This is a genomic window from Bacillus sp. jun7 (genome assembly GCF_051034795.1).
Classification (GTDB): domain Bacteria; phylum Bacillota; class Bacilli; order Bacillales; family Bacillaceae; genus Bacillus; species Bacillus velezensis.
In genome coordinates this window covers 2150709-2165796 of record NZ_CP093219.1, presented here as the reverse complement: position 1 = coordinate 2165796, position 15088 = coordinate 2150709, and the positions used below count along the sequence as shown (strand labels likewise).

General features: G+C 43.4%; 17 protein-coding genes. 11 read left to right on the top strand and 6 right to left on the bottom strand.

The genetic code is table 11. From position 1 onward, the window contains the following. Positions 1–6 precede the first annotated feature (6 nt). The 4 genes from MJQ52_RS10325 to MJQ52_RS10310 all read left to right on the top strand — a co-directional run bounded on the left by MJQ52_RS10325 (position 7) and on the right by MJQ52_RS10310 (position 1903). Entirely contained in the window at positions 7–186 is a 180-nt protein-coding gene (locus MJQ52_RS10325) for a hypothetical protein (protein WP_003156739.1), read from the top strand. Positions 187–289: 103 nt separating this feature from the next. Continuing rightward, positions 290–766: a DUF4879 domain-containing protein gene (locus MJQ52_RS10320; protein ID WP_015239070.1), complete on the top strand. Its 477-nt coding sequence runs from the start codon at positions 290–292 to the stop codon at positions 764–766. 80 nt (positions 767–846) lie between these two features. Continuing rightward, positions 847–1095, top strand: coding sequence for a sigma-G-dependent sporulation-specific acid-soluble spore protein CsgA (locus MJQ52_RS10315; protein ID WP_007408989.1), 249 nt, complete (start codon positions 847–849; stop codon positions 1093–1095). Positions 1096–1204: 109 nt separating this feature from the next. Continuing rightward, positions 1205–1903, top strand: a complete 699-nt coding sequence (locus MJQ52_RS10310) for a YqeB family protein (RefSeq protein WP_191073257.1) — start codon at positions 1205–1207, stop codon at positions 1901–1903. Positions 1904–1948: 45 nt separating this feature from the next. Here the strand turns inward: MJQ52_RS10310 and MJQ52_RS10305 are convergent, their stop codons facing one another. After that, complete coding sequence (locus tag MJQ52_RS10305; protein WP_003156732.1) at positions 1949–2209, bottom strand: hypothetical protein; 261 nt, start codon at positions 2207–2209, stop codon at positions 1949–1951. A 185-nt stretch (positions 2210–2394) separates the two neighbouring features. Between MJQ52_RS10305 and MJQ52_RS10300 the strand changes: the two genes are divergently transcribed. The 4 genes from MJQ52_RS10300 (at position 2395) to MJQ52_RS10285 (ending at position 6093) form a co-directional block, all read left to right on the top strand. Next, on the top strand, positions 2395–4014 hold the full coding sequence (locus MJQ52_RS10300; RefSeq protein WP_063174899.1) for an APC family permease: 1620 nt from the start codon (positions 2395–2397) through the stop codon (positions 4012–4014). Then, positions 4014–4220, top strand: coding sequence for a hypothetical protein (locus MJQ52_RS10295; RefSeq protein ID WP_191073258.1), 207 nt, complete (start codon positions 4014–4016; stop codon positions 4218–4220). The genes MJQ52_RS10300 and MJQ52_RS10295 overlap by 1 nt, the downstream gene beginning before the upstream one ends. A 354-nt stretch (positions 4221–4574) precedes the next feature. Beyond that, positions 4575–5777: a hypothetical protein gene (locus MJQ52_RS10290; protein WP_077721734.1), complete on the top strand. Its 1203-nt coding sequence runs from the start codon at positions 4575–4577 to the stop codon at positions 5775–5777. A gap of 67 nt (positions 5778–5844) precedes the next feature. Beyond that, positions 5845–6093: a DUF2651 family protein gene (locus MJQ52_RS10285; protein WP_063174901.1), complete on the top strand. Its 249-nt coding sequence runs from the start codon at positions 5845–5847 to the stop codon at positions 6091–6093. A gap of 184 nt (positions 6094–6277) precedes the next feature. Here MJQ52_RS10285 and MJQ52_RS10280 read toward each other — a convergent pair whose 3' ends face one another. Next, complete coding sequence (locus MJQ52_RS10280; protein WP_077721736.1) at positions 6278–7162, bottom strand: glycerophosphodiester phosphodiesterase; 885 nt, start codon at positions 7160–7162, stop codon at positions 6278–6280. 95 nt (positions 7163–7257) lie between these two features. Continuing rightward, the gene (gene glpT, locus MJQ52_RS10275) at positions 7258–8592 is read right to left on the bottom strand and encodes a glycerol-3-phosphate transporter (RefSeq protein WP_003156725.1); all 1335 of its coding nucleotides are present in this window, start codon (positions 8590–8592) and stop codon (positions 7258–7260) included. 334 nt (positions 8593–8926) lie between these two features. Between glpT and MJQ52_RS10270 the strand changes: the two genes are divergently transcribed. After that, positions 8927–9169 (top strand): DUF2651 family protein, encoded by a 243-nt coding sequence (locus tag MJQ52_RS10270; RefSeq protein WP_003156724.1) that lies wholly within the window; start codon positions 8927–8929, stop codon positions 9167–9169. A 55-nt stretch (positions 9170–9224) separates the two neighbouring features. On the opposite strand, the gene hpaB is transcribed toward MJQ52_RS10270, so the two are convergent. From hpaB to MJQ52_RS10255, 3 genes are all read right to left on the bottom strand, one after another. Then, the gene (gene hpaB / locus MJQ52_RS10265; protein WP_015388754.1) at positions 9225–10670 is read right to left on the bottom strand and encodes a 4-hydroxyphenylacetate 3-monooxygenase, oxygenase component; all 1446 of its coding nucleotides are present in this window, start codon (positions 10668–10670) and stop codon (positions 9225–9227) included. Positions 10671–10822: 152 nt separating this feature from the next. Beyond that, positions 10823–11248 (bottom strand): hypothetical protein, encoded by a 426-nt coding sequence (locus MJQ52_RS10260; RefSeq protein ID WP_063174904.1) that lies wholly within the window; start codon positions 11246–11248, stop codon positions 10823–10825. Positions 11249–11320: 72 nt separating this feature from the next. Then, positions 11321–13495, bottom strand: coding sequence for a glycoside hydrolase domain-containing protein (locus MJQ52_RS10255; protein ID WP_063174905.1), 2175 nt, complete (start codon positions 13493–13495; stop codon positions 11321–11323). Positions 13496–13874: 379 nt separating this feature from the next. Between MJQ52_RS10255 and MJQ52_RS10250 the strand changes: the two genes are divergently transcribed. After that, entirely contained in the window at positions 13875–14318 is a 444-nt protein-coding gene (locus MJQ52_RS10250; RefSeq protein WP_017419322.1) for a hypothetical protein, read from the top strand. Positions 14319–14580: 262 nt separating this feature from the next. Beyond that, positions 14581–15051, top strand: coding sequence for a helix-turn-helix transcriptional regulator (locus MJQ52_RS10245; protein ID WP_003156718.1), 471 nt, complete (start codon positions 14581–14583; stop codon positions 15049–15051). Positions 15052–15088: the final 37 nt, after the last annotated feature.

Genomic DNA, 15088 nt, shown 5'->3' with positions numbered 1-15088 from the left:
GCTGCTTTGTATATGGCAGAAATCATCGGAATCATAGAAGTGCTCGCTGGAGCCGCAATGAACGTATGGATCGGCTGGCTCGGAAAAACCTTTTTCGGTAAGGATGACAGAAGTTCAAGAGTCGTGTTAAGAATCTGCGGCATCTTTCTCATAATCAATGGCGTTTCCAGAGCGTTTCATATCTAGTTCACAAAATATTCCGGACTCTTTTATAAAATGTAATCTTTTTCCTTGGGAATCATGTAAAATAGTATAGGATTCTACGAAAAGATTAAGAGGAGGAAGAAATATGAAAAAGAGACTCGTTATGCTATTTGCCGCGGCCGCCGCTGCTTTGTTGCTTGTGAGCGGGTTGTGGGCTCCGTCAGCGTCTGCGGCGCCCGCTCCTGCTTTAACACAAATCCGTATTATCGGGGTGACGTCTGACGGTCAGAATTACCAATGGGAAAATATCGGGCCGAACCAAATCAGCGCATCAAAACCGATGAAGGGGACAACGGGTTATTTAGCCGTATATTTCCAAGGGTATCCGAACAATAACTCGATCCAGGCGTTTAACAACGGAACGAATATTACAAATCTTACGTCAAAAGCGCTGGAAGATGAATATACGAAAAACGGCAATATCGTTACAGGCTATATTAAATATTACAGCGTTCCTCTTTCTTATGTCAGTTCAGGAACGTTCTCTTTCTCCGCAACGGGGCTGAACGGGCCGTACACGCCGTTAAGCAGCGGATTTTTCTCCATTCAGGTACAGAGTTAAAACAGCCGCCCGGTGCTTTCATGTATAGTTTTTCTCTCTTTCCGGGAAGCTATTCCTAAAGAAAAGGGAGGGCTTACATGATGGACAGGACACTTGGATATTTGCGCGAGTCGCTTTCGAACCACTTGGAGCATGATGTGTGCCGGGGGATTTATAAAAAGCTTCAGGTGAAGCATTATGCAAATGAAGGCGAGTTCGTGAAAGATCTAAATGATCTGGAAATGGATGCGCTGAATCAGGTGCTTGAAAAGGAAATCAAATATGCTGAGAACGAGCAGGATGAGAAGCGCACGATGGAATTGAATGAAGTATATGAGCTCCTGTTTTAAAAAGCCTCCCGGCGGCCGGGAGGCTTTTTATTGTTTCGGAAACAGTTTACAGAATCATCCAACCCTTTGTATAATGGATAGTTGTGAAAAACACAGACGGAGGAGAAACATGAACGAAATAAAAAAACAGACGGTTCTTGAGTTGTCATCGGTTGAAAAAGCTTTGGTTTTTCTGGTGCCGCCATTATTAGGGCTGGTCATCGGATGGTTTCTGCCGGTCATTGCGAAGTGGGCCGTAACATTGGATTGGCTGCCTTTTCACGGGCCGCTGGAAATAATCGCTTCCTTTCACGGATGGAAGGCTGCGGCTGCAACCGCCGTTATCGGCTTAATTGGGGGAGTGTGGCTGACGCAGGCAGCTTTTAAAGAAAGTCTTGTGGCAGTCGTGACGGACAGCGAGGCGTCCTTAACCATATATAATGAAGAAAGCGTGTTTTCGAAAGACAGCATTTCCGGTGTGTTTACGGATGGGAAGTATCTTGTCTTATTAGGCACTGAAGGACAGGAGCTTTTTCGGGAGAAGCTTGAGCCGGCGGTTGAAAAAGCGGCTGATGCGTTTCGCGCGCATGGGTATGTCTGGCTGGGGACGGAAGATCCTTTTAAAGAAGAATACAAACGGTGGGTGCCGGACACGCCGGATTTGGAGCCTGGGGCAAATGCTCTTTTAAAAGCGAGAGAAAAGGCGCTGAAAGAGGAGGAAAAGGCAGATGCGAAAGAGCTGAAAGCGGAAATATCCAAACTGGGCATTACTGTGCGGGAGAAAGGATCGCGCCAATATTGGCGGATCTATAAAACGCCGTCTGCATAAAAAAAGCTGCCGCCGTTTGATACGGCCGGGCAGCCCGGGAACAGATTATTTCTTCTTGTCATCATAATATTGAACCGGGTACATGGAGCCTTCGGATACCATTTTGTTATCTTCAATATCTTCGGGATGCGGGTTGCCTGCTTTGTTGACGGGGAATGATTCAATATCCTGCTTCCCGGAGAGCGATGTTTTCATATTGCGGATAAAGTTCATCACCTTTTGGCGGTTTGATTTATCTTTGAGCAGGTAGGAAGTCACTCCGACAGTCGACACGGCAAGTCCTGAAATGAGCAGTTTTTGTTTCACGATAAAAACTCCTTTCTATTTCTGGCTTGCAGTAGTTATTCCCGCTTAACGGCTGTTTAAACATCGGAAGGTTAATTTTGGCTTGCCGCTTTAATGCGATAAAGATTGACAAAACTATTTTCAGAATAATATTATAAATATATGATAGCGCTGGAGTCATATTTTAATTGAAAGGTGTTAACTTTATGAATCAATTACATCGCAGAATGGGAACGTTTGCACTCATGATGGTCGGACTTGGGTCGATGATTGGCTCCGGTTGGTTATTCGGGGCGTGGCGGGCGGCTCAGATTGCGGGACCTGCCGCAATTATTTCCTGGATTATCGGTATGATCGTAATTTTGTTTATCGCACTTTCTTACAGTGAATTGGGTTCAATGTTCCCGGAAGCCGGGGGAATGGTAAAATATACTCAATATTCTCATGGATCATTTATTGGATTTATCGCAGGATGGGCAAACTGGATTGCGATTGTTTCCGTTATTCCGGTGGAGGCGGTTGCGTCTGTTCAATATATGAGCTCATGGCCGTGGGACTGGGCAAAATGGACAAGCAATCTCGTTCACAACGGCACACTTACGGGAGAGGGGCTCGGCTTCGCATCCGTATTGCTGATTATTTACTTTTTACTGAATTATTGGACAGTTAACTTGTTTTCAAAAGCGAATTCATTGATTACCATCTTTAAAATTATTATTCCGGGGCTGACAATCGGAGCGCTGCTGTTTACCGGTTTTCACGGCGGAAACTTCACATCCGGTTCAAGCATTGCGCCGAACGGCTGGGCGAGCGTGCTGACGGCGGTGGCTACATCAGGTATCGTATTTGCGTTTAACGGGTTTCAAAGCCCGATTAACATGGCCGGAGAAGCAAAAAATCCCGGCAAATCGATTCCGATTGCGGTTGTCGGTTCGCTGTTGGTCGCAACCGTCATTTACGTCCTATTGCAAATCGCATTTATCGGTGCGGTTGAACCTTCCATGATCGTTCACGGCTGGAGTCACCTGAACTTTAACTCTCCATTTGCCGATTTGGCGATCGCATTGAATATCAATTGGCTTGTCATTATTCTTTATGCGGATGCGTTCGTATCTCCGTCGGGAACGGGTATCACTTATACCGCTACGACGTCCCGCATGATTTACGGCATGGAAAAAAATAAATATATGCCGAGCATTTTCGGAAAGCTTCATCCGCTGTACGGCGTGCCGCGCCAAGCGATGATTTTCAACCTGATCGTATCGTTTATCTTTCTGTTTTTATTCAGAGGATGGGGCGTGCTTGCTGAAATCATTTCCGTTGCGACGCTGATTTCTTATATCACGGGTCCAGTGACGGTGATGACGCTGCGGCGGACGGCGGCGGATTTGTACAGGCCTCTCCGTCTGAAAGGCCTCAGCGTGGTTGCACCGCTCGGCTTCGTGTTCGCGTCTCTCGTGCTGTATTGGGCGCGCTGGCCGTTAACAGGGCAGGTGCTGTTTATCATTTTGATCGGCCTTCCGATTTATTTCTACTACCAAGCGAAAGTGAAGTGGAAAGGATTCCGCAGAAACTTTAAAGGCGGCGTCTGGATGGTTGTCTATCTGCTCAGCATGATGGTCATTTCATGGCTCGGAAGTGAAAAATTCGGCGGTCTGAACATCATTCCGTACGGATGGGATATGGGGCTGATCGCAATCGTTGCCCTTGCCTTCTATGCGTGGGCGCTGAAGAGCGGATTCAAGACTGAGTATTTGAAAGACGCCAAAGCAATCAACGATCAATTAAAAGGCGGACAGGCGGAAGCCGCTGCCGGAAAAGAATAATGATTGATAAAAACCTTGCGGTACATTTCCCGCAAGGTTTTTTATCGGGCAAAAAACATGGGTTCGGCATCATCCCCGAACCCATGCTGGCTCGATACAGGCTGACGATGAATGAGAGCAAGCCTAACGACGAAAACCAAGGCCAGTATTCTATTTTTCATGATTTCTCCGCCTTATCAATAACTGCCTTCCATACTAAACAATGAATGCAAAAGATATGTTGGGCAACTATTAATCTTTTATGTTTCTTCTTCTCCATGCTTCATCCTTTTTCCTGTACTCTAAAGTCAAAGTTTTAGAGACAAAACAAATAATTAACCACAGAAAAAATACAGTACGTAAGTTGAGATTACAATAATTGTATAATAAATTAAAATATAGGAGGATAAACAAATAGCAGGAGGTAATAAGTATGAAAACGCGAAAATTAGGACTGGGCGTCTACCCTAGAGACATCAGAGATTCCGGTTATACAAAAACTATTAAAACAATTAGATGAATTATTTTCACTCCCTAAGTTTATTTAGGGAGTCATATTATTTTAAGGAGTGAGATTATATTTGAACAAGATTAAGTGGTTAATAATAATTGCGGTCATAGTATTAATAGGTATATTTATATGTATCGGAACTTTTAAATATACTAATACAGTTTCTGATGTTAAACAAACTGAAACAGAAAAAGAAAAGAATTTCTTGAATGATAAAATTGCAGCTATATATTATTCAGCTACAATAGATTACCCTAAAGATGGGAGTTATACTGTATATATTGATGAAAAAGGAAAAGCAACAGCTGTAAAAGGAGATGCTATTGAAGTTGGAACCATTGCACAAGATGAAAAAAACATAGTTAGACAGGACAAAAAAGAAGTTTATATGATAGGCGATAACTTTAAAAAATTCCCGATGCAGCATCAAGTACATACAAGTTATGGGCAATCATCAGGCCATTTAATAAAAGAAAATATCTTTTATTTTTTGAATAATCAAGGAGTCGGTGAAAACCATTATAATAGTTTAATCAGATGGGGTAACAGCAGTGGATTTCATGAAAAAGTTATTCCGGGTTTCTATACAAGTACCGGTAATGACGGTGAATATATTTACGTGATAAATGAAGATTCTTCAATCAAAACACCGACTTTTCAGGGTATTAAAATAGATAAAGATAAAGTTACAGTTGGGAAAGGAACAACAATTCCTATATTAAATGAAGAAAATTGGAGTGTTTATTCACAGATAATAGTTAAAAAAAGCTCAGCCTTTTTTATACTATATAACCAAACGGATAAATCAAACAAAGTACAATTCAAAGTAGCAAAAATTGATTTAAAGCATAATAAGTTTAAAGGTGCATATCCTTTAGGCAGTTATAATATCCCTGATGAAATTTCTCAGCTGGCTATTCCTCTTTCCACTAATAACTTTTTTGTAAAAAATGACACTTTATATCATTTGGCAGCTAATTCAATACTTTATACTTTCGATCTGAAAAGTATGAAGCCGAAGAAAAAACTCCCATTACATAGGTCAACAAAATTTGAAAACCAAGCAAAATTCACTTATTTTGACGAGTCTGAAATTTTCTTGTTAGAAATAAGCAAGGGCGGGAAATATGTGATTAATTCTTACTCTTATAAAAACGGAAAAAAATTAAAATCTACTCCTATCAGAGGACTTGAAAAAATTATTAACAATACCCATGTTTCTGAATATGACTTTTTTATGATTAAGAAAAACAAAGAAGTATGGAGTGATTAGATATAAATGGCTAGACAGCTGAGTGAGTATACTTAAGGGGAAATTAAATTCACAAAGGAGAATAATAATGGATGAGCTAGATATTGCTTTTGGTATTTTACCACTTTCTATTATTGTCTTATCGATTATATTCACGTATATTTTCAAAAAAGTGTATATAATGCCGCTTGTCAGCATAGTTGTTTCTGTCATACTAATGTTTACTGTTTTTAATCTATCTTTCTGGGGATGGGTTGTTGTCTATGGTTTAGTATCACTAATATTATCATATATTACAAATAGTATAAGAAAGAAAATAGATAATAGAAATAAATAATTATATTCCTTTGATTAAAAAGGTATCACAAGTAATTCATCATTACTGTGATACCTTTTTACAATTAAGGTGATTCTCAGCCTTTTAATAACATGCCCCGCCCGCTATATAACCCATGATGGCGTTTGCATTATATCGGGCAAAAAACATGGGTTCGGCATCATCCCCGAACCCATGTGGTTTATTATTTATATTCTTTTTTGACCTTTTGGAATATATCCGCATAGTTGGTGAACACACCGGTTACGCCCCAATTCAGCAGACGGCGCATGTCCGTCTCGCTGTTCACGGTGTAAGGGTGAAGCAGTAGGCCGTGGCTGCGAATGTTTCGGACATTTTGAGCGTTCAGCGCTTTGTAATCCGGTCCGATTCCGACGGCATATGTTTTTATGTCTGTTAAATCTGCGTCAGTCATTGAGGTCATCTGTTCCGCTTCAAGCAATTGGACGGCGGGAAGTTTCGGATCGAGCTGTTTGATTTTCAGAAGGCTCTCCCTGCTGAAAGACTGAATGATAACTTGTCCAAGTTTCGCATGCTTACCTGCCAATTTGTATTTTTTCAGTGAGGCGATCAGTTTTTCTTCCATACCCGGATATGTTTCGGGCGCCTTTGTTTCAATATAATAGTTTGCATGTCTGCCGAACCGTTTTAACACGTCATCAAGTGTGGGAACACGAAGTCCGGCGTATTGCGGTTTTGCTTTTTCCGGATAGGCCTTATTGAACCAAGAACCGGCGTCGAGCTTTTGAATCTCTGCTAATGTATGATCCTTCACCCAGCCTTGTCCGTTTGTGGTGCGGTCCAGTTTTTCATCATGCATGACGATCAGCTTGCCGTCTTTTGTCATTTGTAAATCCAGCTCAATATAGTCAGCCTTCATTTTTTGCGCAGTTTCATAAGAAAGGATCGTGTGCTCCGGGACATACCCCGAAGCACCGCGATGGGCAATGGTCAAAATTCTGTCAGGAGACAAGAGGTTTCCTTTTCCCGCCGCCGATACAGGCGTGACGATGAATGACAATAAACCGAATGAAAGCAATACCAAAGCAAACAACTTATGTTTCCGCATGTTTTCTTCCCCCTTAAAAATCAATATCTGTCTCTAGTGTAGAAAATCGTTGTAAATGCTGTACTGCAAAAATATTAATCTTTTATGTTGTTTTCTTACACATGCTCCGCCCGCTTGCCCGTATTCCACGTCATCGCCAAGAAGACGATGGACAGCACGCATGAGGAGATAAGCATGATAAAGCCGCCGTTCCAGTCAAAGCGGTCTACGACATAACCCATGATGGCGTTGGCGAAAGCAGAGCCACCGATGTAGCCGAAAAACCCGGTTAAGCCGGCTGCTGTTCCCGCCGCTTTTTTAGGCGCAAGGTCAATGGCCTGAAGTCCGATCAGCATGACAGGCCCATAGATTAAGAATCCGATGCTGATCAGCGCGATATTATCGATGAGCGGATGACCGGCAGGGTTAAGCCAGTAGACCAATACAGCGATAAATACGCCGGCCATGAACAGCACGCCGGCCGGTGCGCGGCGGCTTTTGAAAAATCGGTCGCTGATCCAGCCGCACAAAATCGTTCCCGGAATTCCCGCATATTCATAAAGGAAATAAGACCATCTGGAATCTTCAGGAGAGAACCCTTTCGCTTCCGTCAAATAAGTCGGCGCCCAGTCAACGACACCGTACCGCACGAAATAAACAAAGACATTGGCAAATGCGATATACCACAGAAATTTATTATTCAGCACGTATTTGAAAAGAATTTCTTTGGTCGTCATCTCTTTTTCCTGGTCTTTGAACGCATGTTTCGGATAGTCATTCCGGTATTCTTCAATCGGCGGAAGCCCGCAGGATTGCGGCGTGTCCCGAACGAGAAGAACAATCACAAATGAAATGACGATGGCGATAATCGCCGGAAAGAAAAATACGCTTTTCCAAGTAACAAACATGGCGATGCCGAGAGTCACGAGCGGGGCGAGAATACCTCCGCCTATGTTATGGGCGACATTCCATATCGACATTTTCGTTCCGCGTTCACTGATGGAAAACCAATGAGCCATCGTCCGTCCGCAAGGCGGCCAGCCCATCCCTTGAAACCATCCGTTAATAAACATAAAAATGAACATAATCGTCACGCTTGACGTGACCCATGGCATGGAAACAAATAAAATGTTGACGACACCTGACAAAAACAGACCTGTCGCAAGGAAATACCTCGGGTTGCAGCGGTCAGACACCATCCCCATAATAAATTTGCTGAAGCCGTAAGCGATTGATACGGCCGCAAGCACCAAGCCAAGTTCCCCTTTTGAAAACCCTTGTTCCTGAAAATAAGGAATAGCGAAGGCAAAGTTTTTGCGAAGTAAATAATACCCGGCATACCCGATGAAAATCCCCAAAAACACCTGCAGCCTGAGCCGTTTATAGGCCGCATCCGTCTTTGAATCATCCAATCTCTCAATATGCGGAGCCGGCTTGAACAATTGAAACATCATATCCTCCCCTTTGCTGAACGTCTATCATGATGTATGTATGACTCCTTTCCTTGAAAATGACAAAAAGAACCAGAAATCACCCTTATGAAAGGGCGCGGTTTCCTGGTTCTCCTCATCTCCATCCAAAAATCATTAACTTGTATATGATAGCGCTTTCTTAAATTATCACAGTCTGGCGTGAATGTAAACGCTTTAAGGAAAGTTTTCATTTTTTTGAATAAATAACCGGAGGGAATATCAGCCGGAGCGCGAAAGATTTGATGTACTCGATTTTGTACTCAGGCATAAGATGTGTTAGGCCGAACTAAGAAAAGCGAAGGGAGTGCATCTGTTGATTGATGAATTGGATTTTGCGTTCGGTGTTCTGCCGCTTTGTATCATCATCCTGTCAGTCGCCGGAACGTACCTGTTTAAAAACGCGTTCATTATGCCGGCTGCCGCTTTGGCCGTTTGCCTTATATGCACCTTTACCATATTGAATTTCTCGTTTATCGGGTGGGCCGTCGTGTACACGCTCGTCTCTTTCGCGTTATCGCATATTACGATGGTGGTGATCAGCCAAAATAAAAAATAGGATCGGCGGCAGCCGATCCAGCTATCAAAAGCAGAGATGCGTTCTCTGCTTTGTTTTATTTATGAATGTGCAGGAATTCCTTGATGACCGCGGTCTGTTCTTCTTTCGGATAGCTTCTGTACAGATGGCTGGCTAAGCGGACGGGGTCACCGAAGAAGTACCGCTCATATTGTGTCTGCCTTGTTCCAAAGGGGCTCATGGTCAAATCCCATGCGAGGCGGAACACTTTTACCCGGTCCTCAGCGTTCAATTCGGCCGCCTGTAAATATTGGTCAAGGTCTCCTCTGATGTCGGAACGGAACGCTTTTTCAGTCGGCAAAGTCACCATTCCGCTTGCCCCGATCAGCTGGATGATTTCCGTGAAGCGCGGGTAGATGTCAGGGAAAATCGCGCTGACCACGCGAAGCGGAGTGACACTCGGACGCATATAACCCCATTCGTCTGTTTCGGCATCATTCTCCGACTTTTCCAAAAGGGCTTTCATCGTTTCCAGACCGGTGATGATCTCAGCCATCTTGGCCTGAATATGCTGATATTCCCCCACATCTATCGCATCGACAAGCGTTTGGGCGAGGCCCAGGAGAAACTCCGTCTTTACAATTTGTCTCGTGATAACTTGATGAAATGCGAAGGCGTTAAAAGAGCTTTTCATATTAAAATCAAAAGCCGCCTCATAATTATTGTAAAAAAATACGCGTTCCCAAGGGACCAAAACGTGATCAAATACAACGATAGAATCCATTTCTTCATATCTTGAGCTGAGCGGATAATCAAACGATGATTTTCCGAGTACGAAAGATTCCCTGCAGATGAATTTTACTCCCTTTGTATTGGAAGGGATTGAAAAAGCGAACGCTTCATCCGATTCAAAATACATCTTAGGCAGAGAAACCACGAGCACTTCATCCGTCAGGCCGCCTTGTGTGGCTAAAATCCGCGCGCCGTGTATGATGAGGCCTTTTTCATTTTTATCGACGACTTTTGCCGAGATAGGTGTCGGCGATACGTTTACACCCATTTGTGAACGATTCACCTGAGGGGTGATAAACGTGTGCGTAAAAGAAAGATCCTGTGCGGCAGCGCGTTCGTACAGCGCTTGAACATGTTCCGGAAAACAATGATCACGGTCTTTCAAAAGCGCGGCAGAGGAGGCGAAGCTCATCAGCACGGTATTCATATAATCCGGGCTTCGTCCCATCATTCCGTGCGTGTGTCTGGCCCAATGTTCGAACATGTTTCTTCTTCTTTTTACGTCTTCTTTCGTTTTCGGCTGCAGGTATGAAAGCCCGGCCCGTTCTTTTTTACCGGGAAGACTGTAAGTCATTTGATCTTTCATGTCCGGTTTCGTTTGCAAATCATAAAGAGAGCGCTTCGTTTCCAGAAGGCCCTTAAATGCGGGATGTTCAGAAATCTGTCCCTCGATCTTTTCACCATCAAGCCAAATCTCATTTCCTAGCTGATTTAATCGGTCAATGAACATTTTGCCATTAATGATACCCATCATGTCGCCCTTCTTTCTTTGCAGATCCACTACCTCATTATATTGAAAACGAAATTGGGTGTTCCGGTTATTTCCAAAGGGGAAGAGCCTTTTTTGATAAGGGGGGTGAAGGGATTGCATCATAAAAAAAACCCCTTAAGCAGAGGGGTTTTTTAACTGATCATGTCTTTGTATCGTTGTTCGAGGACAAAGTCTATCATTCCGGTGATACGGGTGTTTTCAGATTTTTGTCTGAAACGGTCAGACACTTGGATTTTCCTTGAAAACGGAAATACAGCAAAAATCCAAACAAGGCCGGCCAGGCCAAAAACCATCTGCAGAGCCATTTCAATCAAATCATTAAAATGAGTGCTGAAAAAAAAGATATATAACGTGATGAATGTGACTGTACATACAATTTTGACAGTATGTCGGAATGTGAGGGGCGGTTCAATGAAACACATTTTCATTTGATTCAGTGTGAGCGAATCCTGTTTCATCAAATATGTAAGCAGTTCTTTGTCATTTTGACTTCGCGGAATCAAATCATTTTCTATTTTTTGAACGGTTTCCCTGTATGTCTCCATATCAATCTTCATGCGAATCCTCCTTTAAAAATAACTCCAAGAATACTCATTGAGCATTCCTGGAGCAAGGAGCTGCCTGTTCAATTATAGAAATAGTGATAAAACTGTGCTGAACAAGGCTGCAGCTCCTCCTAATTCAGGTGCTAAAACGACTAAAGCACCGATCCCTACAATAACAATAATTCCTGCGCCTGCAATAGCCATGGTATTCACGACAGAATCCCAATCCGGAGAGTACACCTCTTCGGAATCCGGCAGCCTGAAGCTCTTTTGTTTTATTTTAAATGTAATAGTAGTTGTTAGTCCAGTTGTAGCACTGTCACCGACCGGAATATCAGGTGTATAAATTTTAAATTGAATATTCAGCGATCCCGCAGACGGATTGACATACACTTCTAAATAACCGTTGCGGACTGACAAGCTCAGACTGTTAAGCAGGTTTTGATAGGAATCAATTTGTGATGCTGTAAAAGAGACTTGTGAATCTCCCATCAGACCGGTAATATAAGCTCCCGGTTTGCCGTTTGTAATGGTAACTGTGTTGGGAGAACCTTCGCTTGGCACTGTTGCCAAAAGTGAAGTAGATAAAAGAATATCCATTTCAGGTGATGTATAAATGGTTTCTGTCTTGTCGAATTCAAACATGGCATTCGCAAGATTCGATATATTTTCTAAAGCAGGAATGGTTGTTAAAATGTCCGTCAGTGTGCGCAGTCTTGCATCATACACAGGATCAGAAGGCGGATGGACGCTGCTTGCACCCGAGTCTTTTCCGGAGTATCCGTCTTTGTCAATGGCGACTTTTCCCGCTCCGCTTCCGATCGTGCCTTCATAAAATTGATCAAAAGCCCAGTTTTTCGGCATCGGGTATCCGAGGTTGCCGCTGAATCCGGTCGACATGTTAGCCGTAAAGCTATATTTGGTCAGACCTGCTTCTGACGTCCGGATACAAATGTTTCTCGGTCCGTATACCCCGATTTCATATTTCGGCGCAGTTGAGAACGCCTGCATTTTCATAAAAGCTGACTTGATTTCTTGGAAGTAAGGGATGATTTTATCCGTGACTTCATAATCATACGCATCAAAATCGACGGCAAAGTAAATGGTCGTTCCTGACGGAAAACCTAATCTTCGGGCGGCTGATGCAGCGCTGTACGCATCTCTCGTTCCTTGGTCTTTTACAAAATAAGAAGATTCATAGCCGCCGTCCTGATAAATCGGAAACACGCTTAAGCCGGCATTGAAAATCGCGGAAAGTTCTTTTGACGTTAACGCTTTCGATGTCAGTCCGCTGCTCGTCCGCACATTCCCGGTCAGATATCTTCCCACGATCTTATAGCCATTCTCACGCAAAGTTTTAGCCGTATCTGCCGTCAAAATGGCAGCGGTGTCACAAGCTGAAGCAGCCCGTGTTGTGTCGCCTGAGCTTGATAATAAAGCTTTAATCGTCGGCATGTCCGCATAACCTGTCTGCGGCAGACACATAAATTCTTGGAAAGCTTTCACTGCCGATACAACTCCGACGCCGTATTTTCCGTCGAATTCACCGGGGTCAAATGATTTCCCATTACAGTAAAGCGCGTATTGCACAATCAAAACAAAGCCTGTCCGTGAATCGCCGGGAGTCAAGGTAGGACATAAGCTGGTCGTTCCGTTCCCGAAAAATCCATTGGCGACGCTTGTGCTCATGCCTTCTTCTTTTTGCAGAGCATAAATGAGAGCCTTGTTTGTATCGCGGGCATATAAGCCGTCACAAGGCATCAAGCCGATGTAGTCATTGTAATCCCGGTTCAGGTTCTGCTGGATTTGGCGGATTCTTTTGTCGCCTCCCGCTACTAACCGAAAAGCGCTCATATCCAGCAAGGCCTTCATAATGAGTGCCGTGACGATGCCGTCTTGCTTAGTGAGCCCGGCCGCTTTTTGAAACTCTTTTACAGCGCTTTCGGTATTTTCATAGAAAACGCCAGAAAATCCGCCCGGGTTAAATCCTTTACACCACAGCGCCCCTTGCAGAATGTAATTCATGTTTGTCGGCTTAGAATCGGGAGCCTGCTTTTTCAGCGGTTTAAACAATCTTTGTGTCGTCGGTCCGAAGTTATCGGCGGGTTCTGAAATACCAAGCTCAATTTGAAGCGCCCGTGTCAGACCGTAAATGGTATCCCAGCCTGTTTTTCCGTTTTCCGGCACCTTGTTGTACCCATGTCTGCCTTTGTACGTCTCATTCAGCCATTGTTGTGTTTCCAGGACCATTTCGTCCATTGCAATCCCTCCATTATGTGTAGTGTGCGTTCATTCATAGGTGGCAAACGTATGACAGTTTGTCATGGGTTTATGAGTTTGTTCAAGCAGGGACAGCCCCATCATACAATCGCAGCACAAACGCCGAAAGAGAGGCATTGATAGGAAAAGATCTCTCTATGACAATTGATATAAAAACAGCAAAATGGATAGCGGTTTAAAGTAATATTATCACTTAATCAAAAATAACAAGAATCATAAGTAGTAGTCATATAGTCATTTTTAGGGCTGTTCATACCTCTTCCTGCAGTCAAAATGGTTAGTTGGACGGATTTATGATTAGCTATATTGTCATTAACATAAATAGGGTAAATAGTTACAGGAAGGAAGGATTTTCTCGATGAAAAGCAAAAAGATTTTTAAGTCGCTCATCATTATTTTTACTCTTTTAATCAGCGGAATTGGTTTTATGGGTTTTTCTTCTCCGCAAAAAGCAGAGGCTAAAGACTGGCTTCATACTTATAAAAGCGGGTATTTCACTAACTATGTGATCAATACGTATCACCCTAAATTCACTAAGACGACAAAAAAGTACAGCTTGAGAGCCGTGACTTTTAAATCCAACAGTAAAGGGAAGGGCACGTATAAAATATACGTCCAAAAGCAAGTCAACGGCAAAGGTGCCTGGAAAACAATCAAAACCGCCAATGCAAAGAAAAATGGAACGACTTATTTTGAAACACCTTCGTTAAAAAAAGGAGATTCATACAGATTTAAAATGGTCAATCAAGGTTCGAAAAAACGTGTCAATTATAGTGCGAGTTGGATTGTATTCGCTTCATAATTTTGATTTTCAGCTTATAATGTTTTAGCTGCCGCAGCTGCGGCAGCTTTTTATTTTCTCCCTCAACCGCCAGGGAGTCCGCACCTGTCTCTTCGGGCGTACGTTTGTATTCACCGCATCATTCTGGATTATGCGGAAAGGTACATCGCTTCAATGATAAGCCAATCCCGGGTCCTTTTGATTGATTTGTTTGAAAATGTTCTGATATAAAAAAGGCGTGCCGCGGTGTAAAATGGCTATATTGATAAATATGGAGGTTGAGATGGATCAAGATTATATGACTGAGCTTGTCTCAGTCCAGCTGAAGAAAATCCGGTCGGAGAGAGGCTACACACAGGAGAAAATGGCAGATGTGATCGGCCTTTCTAAAAAGTCGCTGGTGCAGATTGAGAAAGGGCGGGCGCTTGCGGAATGGCCGCACGTTGTGGCGGTTTGCGCGCTTTTCAGATCAAGTGAAACACTGCAATCCGTATTAGGAGATGATCCGCTGGAGGTCATTGAAACGGTTGCTCACCGCACAATTGACAGGCCGAAGGGGAAGACGATGGGCGGCAAGGTGTGGTGGAAAGCCATCGAGAAAAAAGGCGAGTTCCGCTTGCAGCAGCATTTGATTTCCCACCATTACCGCATCCTTGATTCCTATGATGATCTGTGGTTCAGCAGTTTTGAAAAGGCAGAGGCTTTGGAGCGGCTTGATGAGCTGTTTTTGGAGGCGGAAGAAGCGAAGCGCTGACGCACCTCCGGTTGATGTATTTTCTGACAAGTGGGAA